Annotated in this window: 13 protein-coding genes; 8 read left to right on the top strand and 5 right to left on the bottom strand. The window is 64.2% G+C overall.

Translation table 11 applies throughout. From position 1 onward, the window contains the following. Positions 1-29: 29 nt before the first annotated feature. From ACE3OO_RS10115 to dapE, 3 genes are all read right to left on the bottom strand, one after another. Positions 30-626, bottom strand: a complete 597-nt coding sequence (locus ACE3OO_RS10115; protein WP_374302407.1) for a DUF6624 domain-containing protein — start codon at positions 624-626, stop codon at positions 30-32. 138 nt (positions 627-764) lie between these two features. Further along, positions 765-1,340, bottom strand: a complete 576-nt coding sequence (locus ACE3OO_RS10110) for a hypothetical protein (protein ID WP_374302405.1) — start codon at positions 1,338-1,340, stop codon at positions 765-767. Between the two features lie 3 nt (positions 1,341-1,343). Beyond that, positions 1,344-2,579, bottom strand: a complete 1,236-nt coding sequence (gene dapE / locus ACE3OO_RS10105; RefSeq protein ID WP_374302403.1) for a succinyl-diaminopimelate desuccinylase — start codon at positions 2,577-2,579, stop codon at positions 1,344-1,346. A 190-nt stretch (positions 2,580-2,769) separates the two neighbouring features. On the opposite strand from dapE, the gene secA reads away from it, so the two are divergent. Beyond that, the gene (secA, locus tag ACE3OO_RS10100; protein WP_374302401.1) at positions 2,770-5,481 is read left to right on the top strand and encodes a preprotein translocase subunit SecA; all 2,712 of its coding nucleotides are present in this window, start codon (positions 2,770-2,772) and stop codon (positions 5,479-5,481) included. A gap of 46 nt (positions 5,482-5,527) precedes the next feature. Here the strand turns inward: secA and ACE3OO_RS10095 are convergent, their stop codons facing one another. Further along, positions 5,528-5,944, bottom strand: a complete 417-nt coding sequence (locus tag ACE3OO_RS10095; protein ID WP_374302399.1) for a peptidoglycan-binding protein — start codon at positions 5,942-5,944, stop codon at positions 5,528-5,530. Positions 5,945-6,126: 182 nt separating this feature from the next. Here ACE3OO_RS10095 and ACE3OO_RS10090 point away from each other — a divergent pair, with 182 nt between their 5' ends. The 6 genes from ACE3OO_RS10090 (at position 6,127) to ACE3OO_RS10065 (ending at position 11,039) form a co-directional block, all read left to right on the top strand. After that, positions 6,127-7,134, top strand: a complete 1,008-nt coding sequence (locus ACE3OO_RS10090) for a DUF2891 domain-containing protein (protein WP_374302397.1) — start codon at positions 6,127-6,129, stop codon at positions 7,132-7,134. 76 nt (positions 7,135-7,210) lie between these two features. Next, positions 7,211-7,837 (top strand): LysE family translocator, encoded by a 627-nt coding sequence (locus tag ACE3OO_RS10085; protein ID WP_374302395.1) that lies wholly within the window; start codon positions 7,211-7,213, stop codon positions 7,835-7,837. A gap of 1 nt (position 7,838) precedes the next feature. Next, positions 7,839-9,026, top strand: coding sequence for an epoxide hydrolase family protein (locus tag ACE3OO_RS10080; RefSeq protein ID WP_374302393.1), 1,188 nt, complete (start codon positions 7,839-7,841; stop codon positions 9,024-9,026). A 3-nt stretch (positions 9,027-9,029) separates the two neighbouring features. Next, a complete protein-coding gene (locus ACE3OO_RS10075) occupies positions 9,030-9,491 on the top strand; it encodes a MaoC family dehydratase (RefSeq protein ID WP_374302391.1) in 462 nt (153 codons plus the stop codon). Between the two features lie 258 nt (positions 9,492-9,749). Then, positions 9,750-10,388: an HD-GYP domain-containing protein gene (locus ACE3OO_RS10070; protein ID WP_374302389.1), complete on the top strand. Its 639-nt coding sequence runs from the start codon at positions 9,750-9,752 to the stop codon at positions 10,386-10,388. 39 nt (positions 10,389-10,427) lie between these two features. Further along, positions 10,428-11,039, top strand: a complete 612-nt coding sequence (locus ACE3OO_RS10065) for an alpha/beta fold hydrolase (protein WP_374302387.1) — start codon at positions 10,428-10,430, stop codon at positions 11,037-11,039. 94 nt (positions 11,040-11,133) lie between these two features. Here the strand turns inward: ACE3OO_RS10065 and ACE3OO_RS10060 are convergent, their stop codons facing one another. Further along, positions 11,134-12,087, bottom strand: coding sequence for an acetyl-CoA carboxylase carboxyltransferase subunit alpha (locus ACE3OO_RS10060; RefSeq protein ID WP_374302384.1), 954 nt, complete (start codon positions 12,085-12,087; stop codon positions 11,134-11,136). A gap of 144 nt (positions 12,088-12,231) precedes the next feature. Here ACE3OO_RS10060 and purH point away from each other — a divergent pair, with 144 nt between their 5' ends. After that, positions 12,232-13,821 (top strand): bifunctional phosphoribosylaminoimidazolecarboxamide formyltransferase/IMP cyclohydrolase, encoded by a 1,590-nt coding sequence (gene purH / locus ACE3OO_RS10055; protein ID WP_374302382.1) that lies wholly within the window; start codon positions 12,232-12,234, stop codon positions 13,819-13,821. Positions 13,822-13,836: the final 15 nt, after the last annotated feature.

Genomic DNA, 13,836 nt, shown 5'->3' with positions numbered 1-13,836 from the left:
ACCGCGCCAGCCAATCGTCCCGGCGCTGTTTAGCTGCGCCAGCCAATCGCCTTGGCCCAGTCCTCGAAATCCTTGCGGCGGCCAGCCGGATTGGCCGGGGCCACTTCGCCGTTCTGCGCGGCTTCGCGACGGCGCTGCGCCACACCTTCGGCCAGCGGCACCAGATCGGCCAGGGCACGACGGGCATCGACCGTGGCTTCGTCCTCGATCGGCACCGGGTTGAGTTCACCCTTCTCATCCCAGTCGAACTGGGTGCCATAGACCTGCTTCCTGCCTTCCAGCCAGCGGATGCGATCCGTGAGCAGCGCCAATTGCCAGCGGGCCGCTTCGCCCTTGGCCACTTCCGCCTCGATGACATCACGGCAGGCGCGCATGAAACGCGGCAGGCCGATGGCCTGCTGTACGATCATCCACGCTGCGGCGGCACCGTCTTCGCCCACTTTCGACCGGCCCGGCCAGCCCTGCTGATCGATGATATCGGCCAGGGTTTTGGCCTGGCTGTTATGGATGGCCCGCAGATCGGCGTTGTAGCCCTGAAACAGGCTGCCATCGGCACTGAGCGTGCTGCGCACCCGCTTGGCCTCATCGACCATGGCGATCAGCTTCTGGCGCAAATTCTGGTCCATTCTGGTCCTCGTTCTGGATCGCCGGCCCTTCGGGAGCAGACCCGGCATTGGACGTATTTGAGGGTTACCCTGCCCCGGGGCGGCGCGCAAGTCCAGCCAACCGCTGTCCCGACACCAGGCTGGCCCGCCAACAGGCCGTCACGACACCAGATCGAGCAACCCGTGCAGCAGGATGCTGGCCGCCAGATCCAGAAAGGCGGCGCCAAGCGCCAGCGACAGTCCCGCACCAAGGCCGATCCGGGCGGCCTGCAGCACGATATAAAGCCAAAGCAGCAGGATACCGGTGCTCCAGCCGGTCAGCGTGCCTGGCGGCAAGAGCCCGATCAGACTGCCGGCCAGCACCGGCAGGCTGGCGGCGGTGACGATGGCCTGAGCCCAGTTGTAGAGGACCACGAACACGGCATAGCGGTGCGACAGCCCGAAGCCGCGACTGACAGCCGCCATGACAGCCAGATAGACGCCCCAGGCCAGCAGATATTCCACCCCCTGCACGAGGATGAAACCGACCCGGTTGTCGCCCCAGAGCTCGGTCTGCGCGGCCGTCATCGGCTGCAGGATCAGGTAGCAGACCAGGCAGAACAGCGGCAGCCCGAAGGAACGCCAGAAACCATCCAGGCTGAGGTCGTAGAATTGCAGGGCGCGCGCATCGCCGCGCAGCAGCAGCGCCAGGCCTTTCAGGGCGGCAGTTATCTCGGCGCGATGTGGCAGGGCCATCGCTCAGACTACAGCGAAGAACCGTTGCAACATGCCCTCGTAAACCCTGCTCAGGGCCTGGATGTCGGCGACGGCGGCGCGTTCATCCACCTTGTGCATGGTCTGGCCGATCAGGCCGAATTCGACCACCGGGCAATAGGCCTGGATGAACCGCGCATCCGAGGTGCCACCTGTTGTGCTGAGTTCAGGGTCCTGGCCGGTGCCCTCGCGCACCGCATCGGCCATGGCGGCCACGAAGGGACCGGGCTGGGTGAGGAAGGGCATGGCGCCATCTTCCAGCACCAGATCAAAGCGCGTGCCCTGCAGTGCGCGATTGGAACCCTGACCACCACAGACGGCTTCGCAGGTGCGGGTGATCCAGCTTTTCAGGCCGTCCGATGACTGCTCGGTGTTGTAGCGGATGTTCAGCACCGCATGGGCGCTGGCCGGGATCACGTTGTTGGCCGGATTGCCGACATCGATGGTGGTGATTTCCAGATTGGACGGCTCGAAATGCGCGTTGCCGGTATCGAGCCGGCGGCTTTTCAGGGCCGAGAGGATGTCGAGCAGTTTCGGGATCGGATTATCGGCCAGGTGCGGATAACCGACATGCCCCTGGATGCCATGCACGGTGATGCGCGCCGTGAGCGAGCCGCGGCGGCCGATCTTCATCATCTGGCCCAGTTTCAGCGGATTGGTCGGTTCGCCGACCACGCAGGCCGACAGCGTTTCGCCCTTCTCGGCCAGCCATTGCAGCACTTTCACCGTGCCGTTGATCGCCGGCCCCTCCTCGTCGCCCGTGATCAGCAGGCTGATGCCGCCCTTCAATTGGCCGTTGCGGCTGTGCAGGAACCGGCCGGCGGCGGCAACAAAGGCGGCAATGGCCGATTTCATGTCGGCCGCGCCGCGCCCATAAAGCTGCCCCCCGGCGATCTCGGCGCCAAACGGCGGCATGGTCCAGGCATTCTCGTCGCCCACCGGCACCACGTCGGTATGGCCGGCGAAGCAGAAATTCGGGCCTTCATTCCGCCCGATCGGGCCCGTGCCCCAGCGGGCGTAGAGATTCTCCACATCGGGCGTGCCCGGCGCGGAGAATCTCAGCCGCTCGCAATGGAAACCCAGGGCGGTCAGCGCCTGTTCCAGCACCCCCAGGGCCCCCTTGTCGGCTGGGGTCACGCTCGGGCAGCGGATCAGGGCCTGGGCCAGGTGAACGGGATCGGGCAGGCCGGTCTGGACCGGCGCGGAGGGAGAAGCGGACACGGGCAACGCCTTTCTGTGACAGCGGGATGTAACCCCTTGAATCAGCGCGGGTCAATGCGGGTAAACGCGGCGTAAAACCGGCCCCCTTCGTTGACATGACGGGGGGCAATGCATATCTAATGCGCGGTTTCCGTCGCCCGGTTCTCGTGCTGCGACGTGGATTTAGCAGAATTCCCAGGGGTACGGCATAATGTTCGGCGCGATCGCCAAGAAGCTGTTCGGTTCGGCCAACGACCGTGCCGTAAAGGGGTATTTCAAGACTGTCGAGGCGATCAACGCCCTCGAGCCGGAGATCGCCAAGCTGGACGATGCCGCGCTGCAGGCCAAGACGGCGGAGTTTCGCGGACGGCTGGAAAAGGGCGAGGATCTCGACGATCTGCTGCCTGAGGCTTTCGCGGTGGTGCGCGAGGCCGCCAAACGCGTGCTGGGCCAGCGCCATTACGACGTGCAGCTGATCGGCGGCATGGTGCTGCATGACGGCCGGATCGCCGAAATGAAGACCGGCGAGGGCAAGACCCTGGTTGCCACACTGGCGGTCTACCTTAACGCGTTGCCCGGCAAGGGCGTGCATGTGGTGACCGTCAACGATTACCTGGCCAAGCGCGACTGCGAATGGATGGGCCGGGTATACCGCTTCCTGGGCCTGAGCACCGGCGTCATCGTACATGGCTTGACCGACGAGGAACGCCGCACGGCCTATGCCGCCGATGTCACTTACGGCACCAACAACGAATACGGCTTCGACTACCTGCGCGACAACATGAAGTTCCGTCGCGAGGAGATGGTGCAGCGTCCGTTCAGCTTTGCCATCGTCGACGAGGTCGACTCGATCCTGATCGACGAAGCGCGCACGCCGCTGATCATCTCGGGCCCGTCGGAAGACACCTCGGATCTTTACGTGAAGGTCAACGCGCTGATCCCGTCGCTGCAGGACAGCGATTTCGAGAAGGATGAGAAGCAGCGCACCGTCAGCTTCACCGAGGCCGGCACCGAGCATATCGAGCAGCTTCTGCGCGATGCCGGTTTGCTGAAATCGGAATCGCTGTACGACATCGAAAACATCGCGGCCGTGCATCATGCCAACCAGGCCCTGCGCGCGCACAAGCTGTTCACCCGCGATGTCGATTACATCGTGAAGGACGGCAAGCTGGTCATCATCGACGAATTCACCGGCCGCATGATGGAAGGCCGGCGCTATTCCGACGGCCTGCATCAGGCACTGGAAGCCAAGGAAGGCGTCGAGGTGCAGACCGAGAACCAGACGCTGGCCTCGATCACCTTCCAGAATTATTTCCGCATGTATCCCAAGCTGGCCGGCATGACTGGCACGGCTTCGACGGAAGCCTCGGAATTCTCCGACATCTACCGGCTGGACGTGATCGAAATTCCGACCAACCTGCCGGTCGCCCGCAAGGATGCCGATGACGAGGTTTACCGCACGGCGCGCGAGAAATACGAGGCGATCGTCAAACTGATCGCCGAGTGCAGCGCAAAGGGCCAGCCGGTGCTGGTCGGCACCGTGTCGATCGAGAAATCCGAATTGCTGTCGGATTTCCTCAAGCAGCGCGGCATCGCCCATAACGTGCTGAACGCGCGTCACCACGACCAGGAAGCCTTCATCGTCGCCCAGGCCGGCCGCCTGAATGCCGTCACCATCGCCACCAACATGGCCGGCCGCGGCACCGACATCCAGCTCGGCGGCAATGCCGAGATGCGGATCCTGCAGGAAACCCAGGGTTTCGACGGCGAGGTCAAAGACAAACTGATCGAGAAGATCCGCGCCGAGGTGGATGCCGAGAAACAGCGTGTGCGCGAGGCCGGCGGCCTGTATGTGATCGGCACCGAACGCCACGAAAGCCGGCGCATCGACAACCAGCTGCGCGGTCGTTCCGGCCGTCAGGGCGATCCCGGCGCCTCGAAATTCTTCCTCAGCCTGGAAGACGACCTGCTGCGCATTTTCGGCTCGGAACGCATGGATGCCATGCTGCAGCGCCTGGGCCTGCAGGAAGGCGAGGCGATCATCCACCCCTGGATCAACAAGGCGCTGGAAAAAGCGCAGCAGAAGGTGGAAGCGCGGAACTATGAGATCCGCAAGAACCTGCTGAAATACGACGATGTGATGAACGACCAGCGCAAGGTGGTCTATGAGCAGCGCATCGAGATCATGCAGGCCGATGACGTGGCCGATACGATCACCGACATGCGCGCCGAGATCGTCGACGAGATGGTCAGTCGCCACATCCCGGAAAAGGCCTATGCCGAACAATGGGACGCGGAGGGCCTGCAGCAGGAAGTGCTACGCGTTTTCGCCCTCGACCTGCCGATCGCCGACTGGGCCAAGGAAGAGGGCATCGCCGACCAGCAGATCCGCGAGCGCCTGCACGATATTGTCGACCGCCGCATGGCCGAGAAGGCCGCCAATTTCGGGCCCGAGACGATGCGCATGGTGGAGCGCAGCCTGCTGCTGCAGGTGCTGGACCAGACCTGGAAGGAACACCTGCATCACCTGGATTACCTGCGCCAGGCGATCGGTCTGCGCGCCTATGCGCAGAAGGACCCGCTGAACGAATACAAGCGCGAGGCTTTCTCGCTGTTCCAGCAGATGCTGGTGCGTGTGCGCGAGCAGACCACCTCGATCCTCGCCCGTGTGGAGATTCGCGCGGAAGAACCGCCGCAGGGGCTGTTCAGCCGCCCGTCGCAACCGATGCATGAAAGCCGCGGCGAACTGATGGAAGCCGAGGATGGCGCGACGGCCCAGGAAGGCCTGCCGGCCCGGCCGGTGAGCCAGGCGCGCAACACCCTGGTCGATCCGAACGATCCGGCGACCTGGAAGCATGCGCCGCGCAATGGCCCCTGCCCCTGCGGTTCGGGAAAGAAATACAAATATTGCCACGGCAAGTGAGCGCCCCGGAGCCGGCCTGGGCGCTCACCGCCGGTTTGCCGTCTTTTTAGTGCCTGGGGGCGTAGAGCGCACGCAGCAGCGTGAGGGTCTCGCCATCCGGCGCCACCAGCCCGTCGACCTTCAGGCCGTGACGCTGCTGGAAGCTGCGCAAGGCCGTTGCCTCGCGTTTGGTCCAGTAGCCGGTCGGCCCGCCGCTGGCGAAAAGATCGAGATCGCCCTCGCGATGCAGCAAGGCCTGCAGCTTTGCCACATCGGCGCGGCGGTTCGCCTGGCCTTCGCCGACGCCTTCCAGCAGATCGAAAATCAGGTCGCCGAATAGCTGGCGCAGCGAAGCGCCGTTCATCCAGGCACAGGCCGTGGTCCAGACCGGGTCGGCCGGCGCCGTTTTGGCTGCCGCCGCAGCCAGGGGGCGCAGCAGATGGGTGCGAAGCGACTTGTCGACGGAAAACGGACGCATGAACATGACAGCTGCCTTTCCTGCATAATCTGCCTGAACGATATGAGAACACTGCCACGGAAAAATGAGAACGTCCAGAGAATATTTCTTATTTTGTTCTCAACATATTCTTAATATTTCCCGGACTGCCCCGCCCACCCGGCCGGCAAGGGATTGACGCTCGGGCTGCGGCCAGGCGAGATCGCGGCATGATTGATCCCACAGTCCGCCTCAGCCCGCAGCAGGCCAGCCGGTTCGCCGCCCTGCCCTTGCGCAACCTCACCGCCGAATATCCCAACAGCCTGGCGCATTTCCTGAACGGCCCGGCAGACCTGCGGTCGCCCCGCGATCTGCATCCGGTGTTTTACGGATCCTATGATTGGCATTCCTGCGTGCATGGCTGGTGGCTGCTGGCGCGCTGCCTGCGCCGCCATCCAGACCTGCCGATCGCCGGTCAGGCCCTTGCGCTGTTCACATCGCATTTCACGCCTGAAGCCGGTGCGGCCGAAGCGGACTATATGCGGCAGCCCGGGCGCGGCACCTGGGAACGGCCCTACGGCTGGGGCTGGCTGCTGGCTTTATGCGCGGAACTGCAACTCTGGCCGCAGCCGGAAGCAAAGGTCTGGCGCACCGCCCTGCGACCTCTGGAAAATCATATCGCCCGCGCCTTCCCGGCCTATCTGGCGAAACTGACCTATCCGATCCGCACCGGCACGCATTTCAACACCGCCTTCGGCCTGGTGCTGGCATTGCATTACGCCCGCATCTGCGGCGATGCCGGTCTGGAACAGGCCATTACGGATTATGCGCGGGGCAAATTCTTGCCCGATGCCGCTTACCCCGCGCATTACGAACCCAATGGCGATGATTTTCTCTCCGGCGCGCTGACCGAAGCGCTGCTTCTGGCCATGGTATTGCCGGGCGGTGATTTCGCCGATTGGTTCACAACATTCCTGCCAGCGCCATCCTTCGCGCCAGCCATCGTGGCCGACCGCAGCGATGCCAAGGGCGTGCATCTGGATGGACTCAATCTCTCGCGCGCCTGGTGTCTGCGCGGCATCGCCAATACCCTGCCGGATTCGCGATCCTCGTTGCTGCGCGAGATGGCAGCGGCGCATGAAGCCGCCAGCCTGCCCTTCCTGGAAAGCGGCGAATATGGTGGCGAGCATTGGCTGGCAACCTTTGCGGCGTTGGCCGTCGAAGGACTGGCTGACTGACCCCTTCCCTGCCGTGATGACAGGCTTGCCAAACCGGCCTCGCCTGTGGCTGGCTGCATCACGGGAGGAATTCAGCATGCCGATCAGTCTCGACCTTTGGCTCGCCTTCGCCGCCGCCGCGACGGTGATGATCCTGATTCCCGGGCCAACCACCTTGATGGTGATGGGCCATACTATGGCCAGTGGGCCACGTGTCGGCGCGATCAGCCTGATCGGCGTCACCCTTGGCGATATCGGCGCCATCACATTATCCACGCTGGGTTTCAGCGCCCTGCTGGCCGCTTCGGCCGAAGCCTTCCTGGTGATGAAATGGCTCGGCGCCGCCTATCTGGTCTGGCTGGGCATCAAGCTGTGGCGCGCGCCGCCAGCGGATATGACTCCGGTCGCCGCCAACCGCAGAACCGCCGGGGAAGCTATTCTGCAGACCTTTGTCGTCACCTTGCTGAATCCGAAGGGGATTCTGTTTTTCGCGGCCTTCCTGCCGCAATTCATCGATCCGGCCAGGCCCCTGCTGCCGCAGGTCGTGCTGCTGACCCTCACGCTCAATATTCTCGCGGCCTCGATCCAGGGCTGCTGGATCGCCATGATGGGGCGGGCGCGCCATCGCATCGTCAGCCCGCGCGTGTTGAAAAACATGAACCGCGCCGGCGGCGGCATGCTGATTGGTGCCGGCCTGCTGACCGCGGCGCTGAAGCGGGGCTGACATGCTGCGTCTGGCCCCCGCCGCGGAAAAATTCACCATCGCGATCCCCGATGCCGCGCTGGCCGACCTGAAACAGCGTCTGGCGCTGACGCGCTTCCCCGCCGAACCTGCCGATGCCGCCTGGCAATATGGCAGCAACGGCGCCTACATGCGCCGCTTCATCGCGCGCTGGCAAAACGGATTCGACTGGCGCCACTGGGAAACGCAGCTGAACCGCTTCCTGCAATATCGCGTGGCGCTGAAACGGCCCGATACTGGCAAGCTGCAGAACGTGCATTTCCTGATCGAGCCAGGCTCGGGCGACAATCCGCGACCGCTGCTGCTCACCCATGGCTGGCCCGGTTCGGTGTTCGAGTTTATCGATGTCATCGAAAAGCTGGCGCATCCCGAACGCTTCGGCGGCAAGGTGGCGGATGCCTTCACGGTGATCTGCCCAACTTTACCCGGTTACGGCTTTTCCATGCCGCTGGAACAGCCGATCGCGCCGCGTGCCATCGCCCGTCTGTGGCGCGATTTGATGGTGGAGGTGCTGGGCTATCCGCGTTTCCTGGCGCAGGCCGGCGACTGGGGGTCGGTGGTGTCGAGCTGGCTAGGTGCCGATTATCCCGACCAGGCCGTGATGCTGCATCTCAACATGGTGCCGCTGCGTCCGGCGCTGAGCAAGGACAGTCCGCCGCTCACGGCCGCCGAGAAGGAATGGATCGCCCGCACCAAGAAGATCCACGCCAGCGAGGCCGGCTATCTGGCGATCCAGAGCACCAAGCCCACATCGCTCGGCTACGGCCTCAGCGACAGTCCGGCGGGCCTTGCCGGCTGGATCGTGGAGAAATTCCATGGCTTCGCCCGTGCGCCGGTGGAACAGGATCCACCCTTCGACATCGACCATCTGATCGCCAATATCGCACTCTACTGGCTGACCGACACCTCCACCACGGCGGCCTGGCTTTACTGGGCGGCCTTGCGCAGCGGCGACTTCAACCTGAAGCCCGGCGAATTCGTGCACAGCCCCACCGGCTTCCTGCTGCCGCCCTGGGATCTGGTGCCGCCACCGCCGAAAGGCTGGCTGGAGCGTGGCTATCATGTGACGCATCGCCGCGACCTGGAGCGCGGCGGCCATTTCGTGGCAATGGAGCAGCCGGACGCCTTCATCCAGGATGTGCAGTCGTTTTTCCGCAATGTGAGTGTGTGAGCAATGAGCAGAAGTGAACGCTGGTTCGAGGATTATACCGTCGGCGAGATCATCAGGGCTGATGGCGTGACAATCTCGGAGGCCGAGATCCTGGCCTTTGCTTTCACCTATGACCCGCAGCCCTTTCATCTCGACAAGATCGCCGCCGAGAAATCACCCTATGGCGGGCTGATCGCCTCGGGCTGGCAGACCGGGTTGCTGGGCTTCCGCATGCTGCTGCAGGCCGGCCTGCTGGGTAAAGGCAGCATGGGCTCGCCGGGGCTGGATGAAATCCGCTGGTTCATGCCGGTGCGGCCGGGTGACACGCTTTATGGCCGTGCCAGCATCGAGGACAAGCGCGAAAGCGCATCCAAGCCCGATCGCGGCATCGTGCGCATGAAATACTGGATCGAGAACCAGAAGGGCGAAACGGTGATGAGTTTCTTCGGCACCCAGATGGTGCTGAAGCGGCCGGCGCAAAGCTAACCCTTCACCACCATATTACGTCAGCCGCCCGTTCCTTCGTCATCGCGCTGCAGAACAACGCGCAGATGGTATCGATGCGCTATGACTATTTTTGACTTCTGTCAGATTTGCATTTCAAACTTGTAATTCTTCGTCCAAAGTCCGGGTACAGTGTTTCTGGGTAATGGCGTGTGCGCTGCTGCCAGCGACGCCCGCAGCTCGCCAATCCTACCTTCCGGGTGGACCACCCGAATACGCCGCGCAGGACCCCTCCTTCATATGCCTTCGTCACAGCTCGTCGCCATTTTCCCCGCTGCCCGTGCGCTGGCACGCACCGCCCACGCCAAGGACGACGCCACGTTCGAGCATGGCAGCCGGATGATTGAAGCCAGCGCGGCCATCTGCGACGCCCTGGGCTGCGATGCGACCACGGTCGAACAACTGAAGATCGCCGCGCTGCTGCATGACGTGGGCAAATGCACGGTGCCGGATACGATCCTGTTCAAGCCCGGTCGGCTCGACGCCGTGGAAATCCAGGTCATGGCCGACCATTCCGCCAGCGGCCACAATCTGCTGGCCGGGATCGGCCATCCGTGGTTCGACCTCGCTGCCGACGTGGCGCTGATGCATCATGAACGCCATGACGGCAGCGGCTATCCGCGCGGTCTGGCTGGCGATGCGATTCCGGTGATGGCCCGCATCATCGCCGTTGCCGATGTCTACGACGCCCTGCGGGCCGACCGCCCCTACAAGAAGGGCATCACCCATGACGAGGCGATGCAGGTGATGACCCGGGGCGACGAGCGCACCAGGCCCGGCCATTTCCATCCGGACGTGATGGCGGCCTTTGCCGCCCGGTCGGAAACCATCCGCCGCATCTATGTCGAACACGACAATCAGCTTGGCTGGGATGGATAAGGCTGCTGATTGCGCGCGGCCTGTGATACCCATCCGGGTATGACGGTTCCACGCCATCTGCTGTTCCTGCCCGGTGCCGGCGGTGCGGCCGCGTTCTGGCATCCGCTGGGCCGGCTGCTCCCCGATGACTGGGACAAGGCCTACCTGAACTGGCCGGGGCTGGGCCATGAGCCGCACGCGCCGGGTTACGACAGCCTGGATGCCCTGACGCATCATGCGGAAAAGCATCTGGCACCGGCCGGCAATGTCATCCTGGCTCATTCGATGGGTGGCATCTTCGCCATCCGCCTGGCGCTGCGCTGGCCGGAGCGCATTACCCATCTGGTACTGACGGCCAGTTCCGGCGGCGTCGATGTGGCGCGGTTTGGCGCCGCCGACTGGCGGCCGGAGTATCGCGCCGAATATCCGCGCGCGGCCGGCTGGATCACACAGGCCAAAGCCGACCATACGCCGCAGATCGGCGACATCCGCATCCCCGTGCTGCTGCTCTGGGGCGATGCCGACAGGATCAGCCCGGTGAGCATCGGCCGCCACCTGCAGAACCTGCTTCCGCAAGCCCGCTTGCAGATTATCAAAGGCGGCGATCACGGCTTCCCGCGTGACCGCGCCGCCGATATCGCGCCATCGGTGGCGGATTTCATCAGAGCGTGAATCCGGCAGCGCCACTGCCCAAGACCCCAACCGGATACAAAAAGGCCCGCAGCGCATGCCGCGGGCCTGATGCCGTTTTCAGGCAATTGGCGACTTACAGGCCGTAACTGCCCATGTCGAGGAATTTGCGCCGGCGCGCCTCGCGCAAACTGCCGGGTTCCTGGCCCAGCAGGCCACGCAGATTGGCCTCCAGCGCATCGCCCAGGGCGGCGATGGCACGCGTCGGATCGCGATGGGCGCCGCCGATGGGCTCTTTCACGATCTCGTCGACCACTTTCAGCTTCAGCAGGTCTTCCGCCGTCACGCGCAAAGCTTCGGCGGCATCCTGTGCCTTCGAGCCATCATTCCACAGGATGGCGGCGCAGCCTTCCGGCGAGATCACCGAATAGATCGCGTGTTCGAACATCAGCACGCGGTTGGCAGCCGCCAAAGCAACCGCGCCGCCCGAGCCGCCCTCGCCCACGATGGCGGCCACCAGCGGCACGCGGATATCGAGGCAGCAGTCGATGGCCCGCGCAATGGCCTCGGCCTGGCCGCGTTCCTCCGCCTGCACGCCGGGATAGGCGCCGGCGGTATCGACCAGCGTGATCACCGGCAGGCGGAAGCGGTCGGCCATGCGCATCAGGCGGATCGCCTTGCGGTAGCCTTCCGGCTTGGCCATGCCGAAATTGTGCTTCAACCGGCTTTCGGTGGTGCGGCCCTTTTCATGGCCCATCACCATAACGGCCCGGCCGCGGAACCGGCCCAGGCCGCCGACGATGGCGGCGTCTTCGGCGAAATTGCGGTCACCGGCCAGCGGCACGAAATCCTCGATCAGGCCGGCCACATAATCGGCGAAATGCGGCCGGTCCTGGTGGCGGGCGACCTGGGTTTTCTGCCAGGCACCCAGCCTGGCATAGGTGGCCTGCAGCTGCTGGGCGGCCTTGGCCTCCAGCTTTTCCAGATCTTCCGCGATGTCGGTGTTGCCGCTGTCGACCAGCTGCCTGAGTTCGGCGATCTTCGCCTCAAGCTCGGCGATCGGCTTCTCGAATTCCAGATAGGAGCGCATGGGGGCCTCGTGTAGCATGGATCGCGGCCCGGCACAAACCCTGTAAACCATTGAATTGGGATGGATTTTACACGCCTTCCGGGGGTGACCGCATCATGCTATAGCCTCGCCGCCTTCCTTCTCTCGCCAACGAGGCCCCAGCCAATGTCCGCCGACCTGATCCCTGTGCGCCGTGCTCTGCTTTCCGTTTCCGACAAGACCGGGCTGGTCGAGTTCGGCAAGGCCCTGGCCGGCTTCGGCATCGAGATCCTGTCCACCGGCGGCACCTACAAGGCCCTGAAGGATGCCGGTGTGGCGGTGAAGGAAGTGGCCGAGCATACCGGCTTCCCCGAGATGATGGACGGACGGGTGAAGACCCTGCACCCCACCATCCATGGCGGCATCCTGGCCCTGCGCGACGAGCCCGAGCACAAGGCGGCGATGGACAAGCACAACATCCCGCCGATCGACCTCGTGGTCGTGAACCTCTATCCCTTCGCCGCCACCGTGGCCAAGGGCGCCGATTTCCCCACCTGCATCGAGAATATCGATATCGGCGGCCCGGCCATGATCCGCTCGGCGGCGAAGAACCACGGCTATGTGAACGTGGTGGTGGACGTGGCCGATTACGCGAAGGTGCTGGAGGCCCTGAAAGCCAACAACGGCGCCACGCCGCTCAAATTACGCCGCGAACTGGCGGCGAAAGCCTATGCCCATACCGGCAGCTACGACAGCATGATCGCCACCTGGTTCGCGCGCCAGAATGGTGAGGATTTCCCGCCGACCCTGCTGCTCTCGGCCGAGCGCAAGCAGACACTGCGCTATGGCGAGAACCCGCACCAGCAGGCAGCTTTTTACGTGGTCCCCGGCGACCAGCGCCCGGGCGTGGCGACGGCAAAGCAGCTGCAGGGCAAGGAACTCTCCTACAACAACCTGAACGACACCGATGCGGCCTTCGAGCTGGTGTCGGAATTTTCTGACAAACCGACGATTGCCATCATCAAGCATGCCAATCCCTGCGGCGTGGCGATGGCCAACACGCTGGCCGACGCCTGGGACGCGGCGCTGCGCTGCGACAGCACTTCGGCCTATGGCGGCATCGTCGCCATGAACCGCAAGCTGGACAAGGCCACCGCCGAAAAGATCGGCGCCATCTTCACCGAGGTGATCGTCGCCCCGGATGCCGACGAAGACGCCAAGGCGTTTCTGGCGGCGAAGAAGAACCTGCGCCTGCTGATCACCGGCGGCATGGCCGATCCGGTGGCGCCGGGCTGGTTCGTCAAATCGGTGGCCGGCGGCTATCTGGTGCAAACGCGAGACGCCGGCCGCATCACGCAGGCCGACCTGAAGGTGGTGACCGAGCGTGCGCCCACGCCGCAGGAACTGGCCGACATGCTGTTCGCCTTCCGCGTCGGCAAGCATGTGAAGTCGAACACCATCGTCTATGCCAGGAACGGCGCGACGGTGGGCATCGGCGCCGGCCAGATGAGCCGCGTGGACTCGGCCCGCATCGCCTATCGCAAGGCCCAGGATGCCGCGAAAGCCGCTGGCCTGAGCGATGCGCTGACCAAGGGCTCGGTGGCGGCCTCCGATGCGTTCTTCCCGTTTGCCGATGGCCTGGAAGTTCTGGTGGAAGCCGGCGCGACGGCCGTGATCCAGCCCGGCGGCTCGATCCGCGACCAGGAAGTGATCGACGCCGCCAACAAGGCGGGCCTTGCCATGGTCTTCACCGGCATGCGCCATTTCCGGCACTAACCATCAGAAAAACAA

Source organism: Ferrovibrio sp., assembly GCF_041906005.1.
Taxonomy (GTDB): Bacteria; Pseudomonadota; Alphaproteobacteria; order Ferrovibrionales; family Ferrovibrionaceae; genus Ferrovibrio.
This window is presented reverse-complemented; position numbering and strand designations above follow the sequence as displayed.

Bases quoted from the DNA above. Each gene is read 5' to 3' on its own strand.
- ACE3OO_RS10115 (WP_374302407.1), bottom strand. From the start codon at position 626: ATGGACCAGAATTTGCGCCAGAAGCTGATCGCCATGGTCGATGAGGCC.
- ACE3OO_RS10110 (WP_374302405.1), bottom strand. From the start codon at position 1,340: ATGGCCCTGCCACATCGCGCCGAGATAACTGCCGCCCTGAAAGGCCTG.
- secA (WP_374302401.1), top strand. From the start codon at position 2,770: ATGTTCGGCGCGATCGCCAAGAAGCTGTTCGGTTCGGCCAACGACCGT.
- ACE3OO_RS10095 (WP_374302399.1), bottom strand. From the start codon at position 5,944: ATGTTCATGCGTCCGTTTTCCGTCGACAAGTCGCTTCGCACCCATCTG.
- ACE3OO_RS10090 (WP_374302397.1), top strand. From the start codon at position 6,127: ATGATTGATCCCACAGTCCGCCTCAGCCCGCAGCAGGCCAGCCGGTTC.
- ACE3OO_RS10085 (WP_374302395.1), top strand. From the start codon at position 7,211: ATGCCGATCAGTCTCGACCTTTGGCTCGCCTTCGCCGCCGCCGCGACG.
- ACE3OO_RS10080 (WP_374302393.1), top strand. From the start codon at position 7,839: ATGCTGCGTCTGGCCCCCGCCGCGGAAAAATTCACCATCGCGATCCCC.
- ACE3OO_RS10075 (WP_374302391.1), top strand. From the start codon at position 9,030: ATGAGCAGAAGTGAACGCTGGTTCGAGGATTATACCGTCGGCGAGATC.
- ACE3OO_RS10070 (WP_374302389.1), top strand. From the start codon at position 9,750: ATGCCTTCGTCACAGCTCGTCGCCATTTTCCCCGCTGCCCGTGCGCTG.
- ACE3OO_RS10065 (WP_374302387.1), top strand. From the start codon at position 10,428: ATGACGGTTCCACGCCATCTGCTGTTCCTGCCCGGTGCCGGCGGTGCG.
- ACE3OO_RS10060 (WP_374302384.1), bottom strand. From the start codon at position 12,087: ATGCGCTCCTATCTGGAATTCGAGAAGCCGATCGCCGAGCTTGAGGCG.
- purH (WP_374302382.1), top strand. From the start codon at position 12,232: ATGTCCGCCGACCTGATCCCTGTGCGCCGTGCTCTGCTTTCCGTTTCC.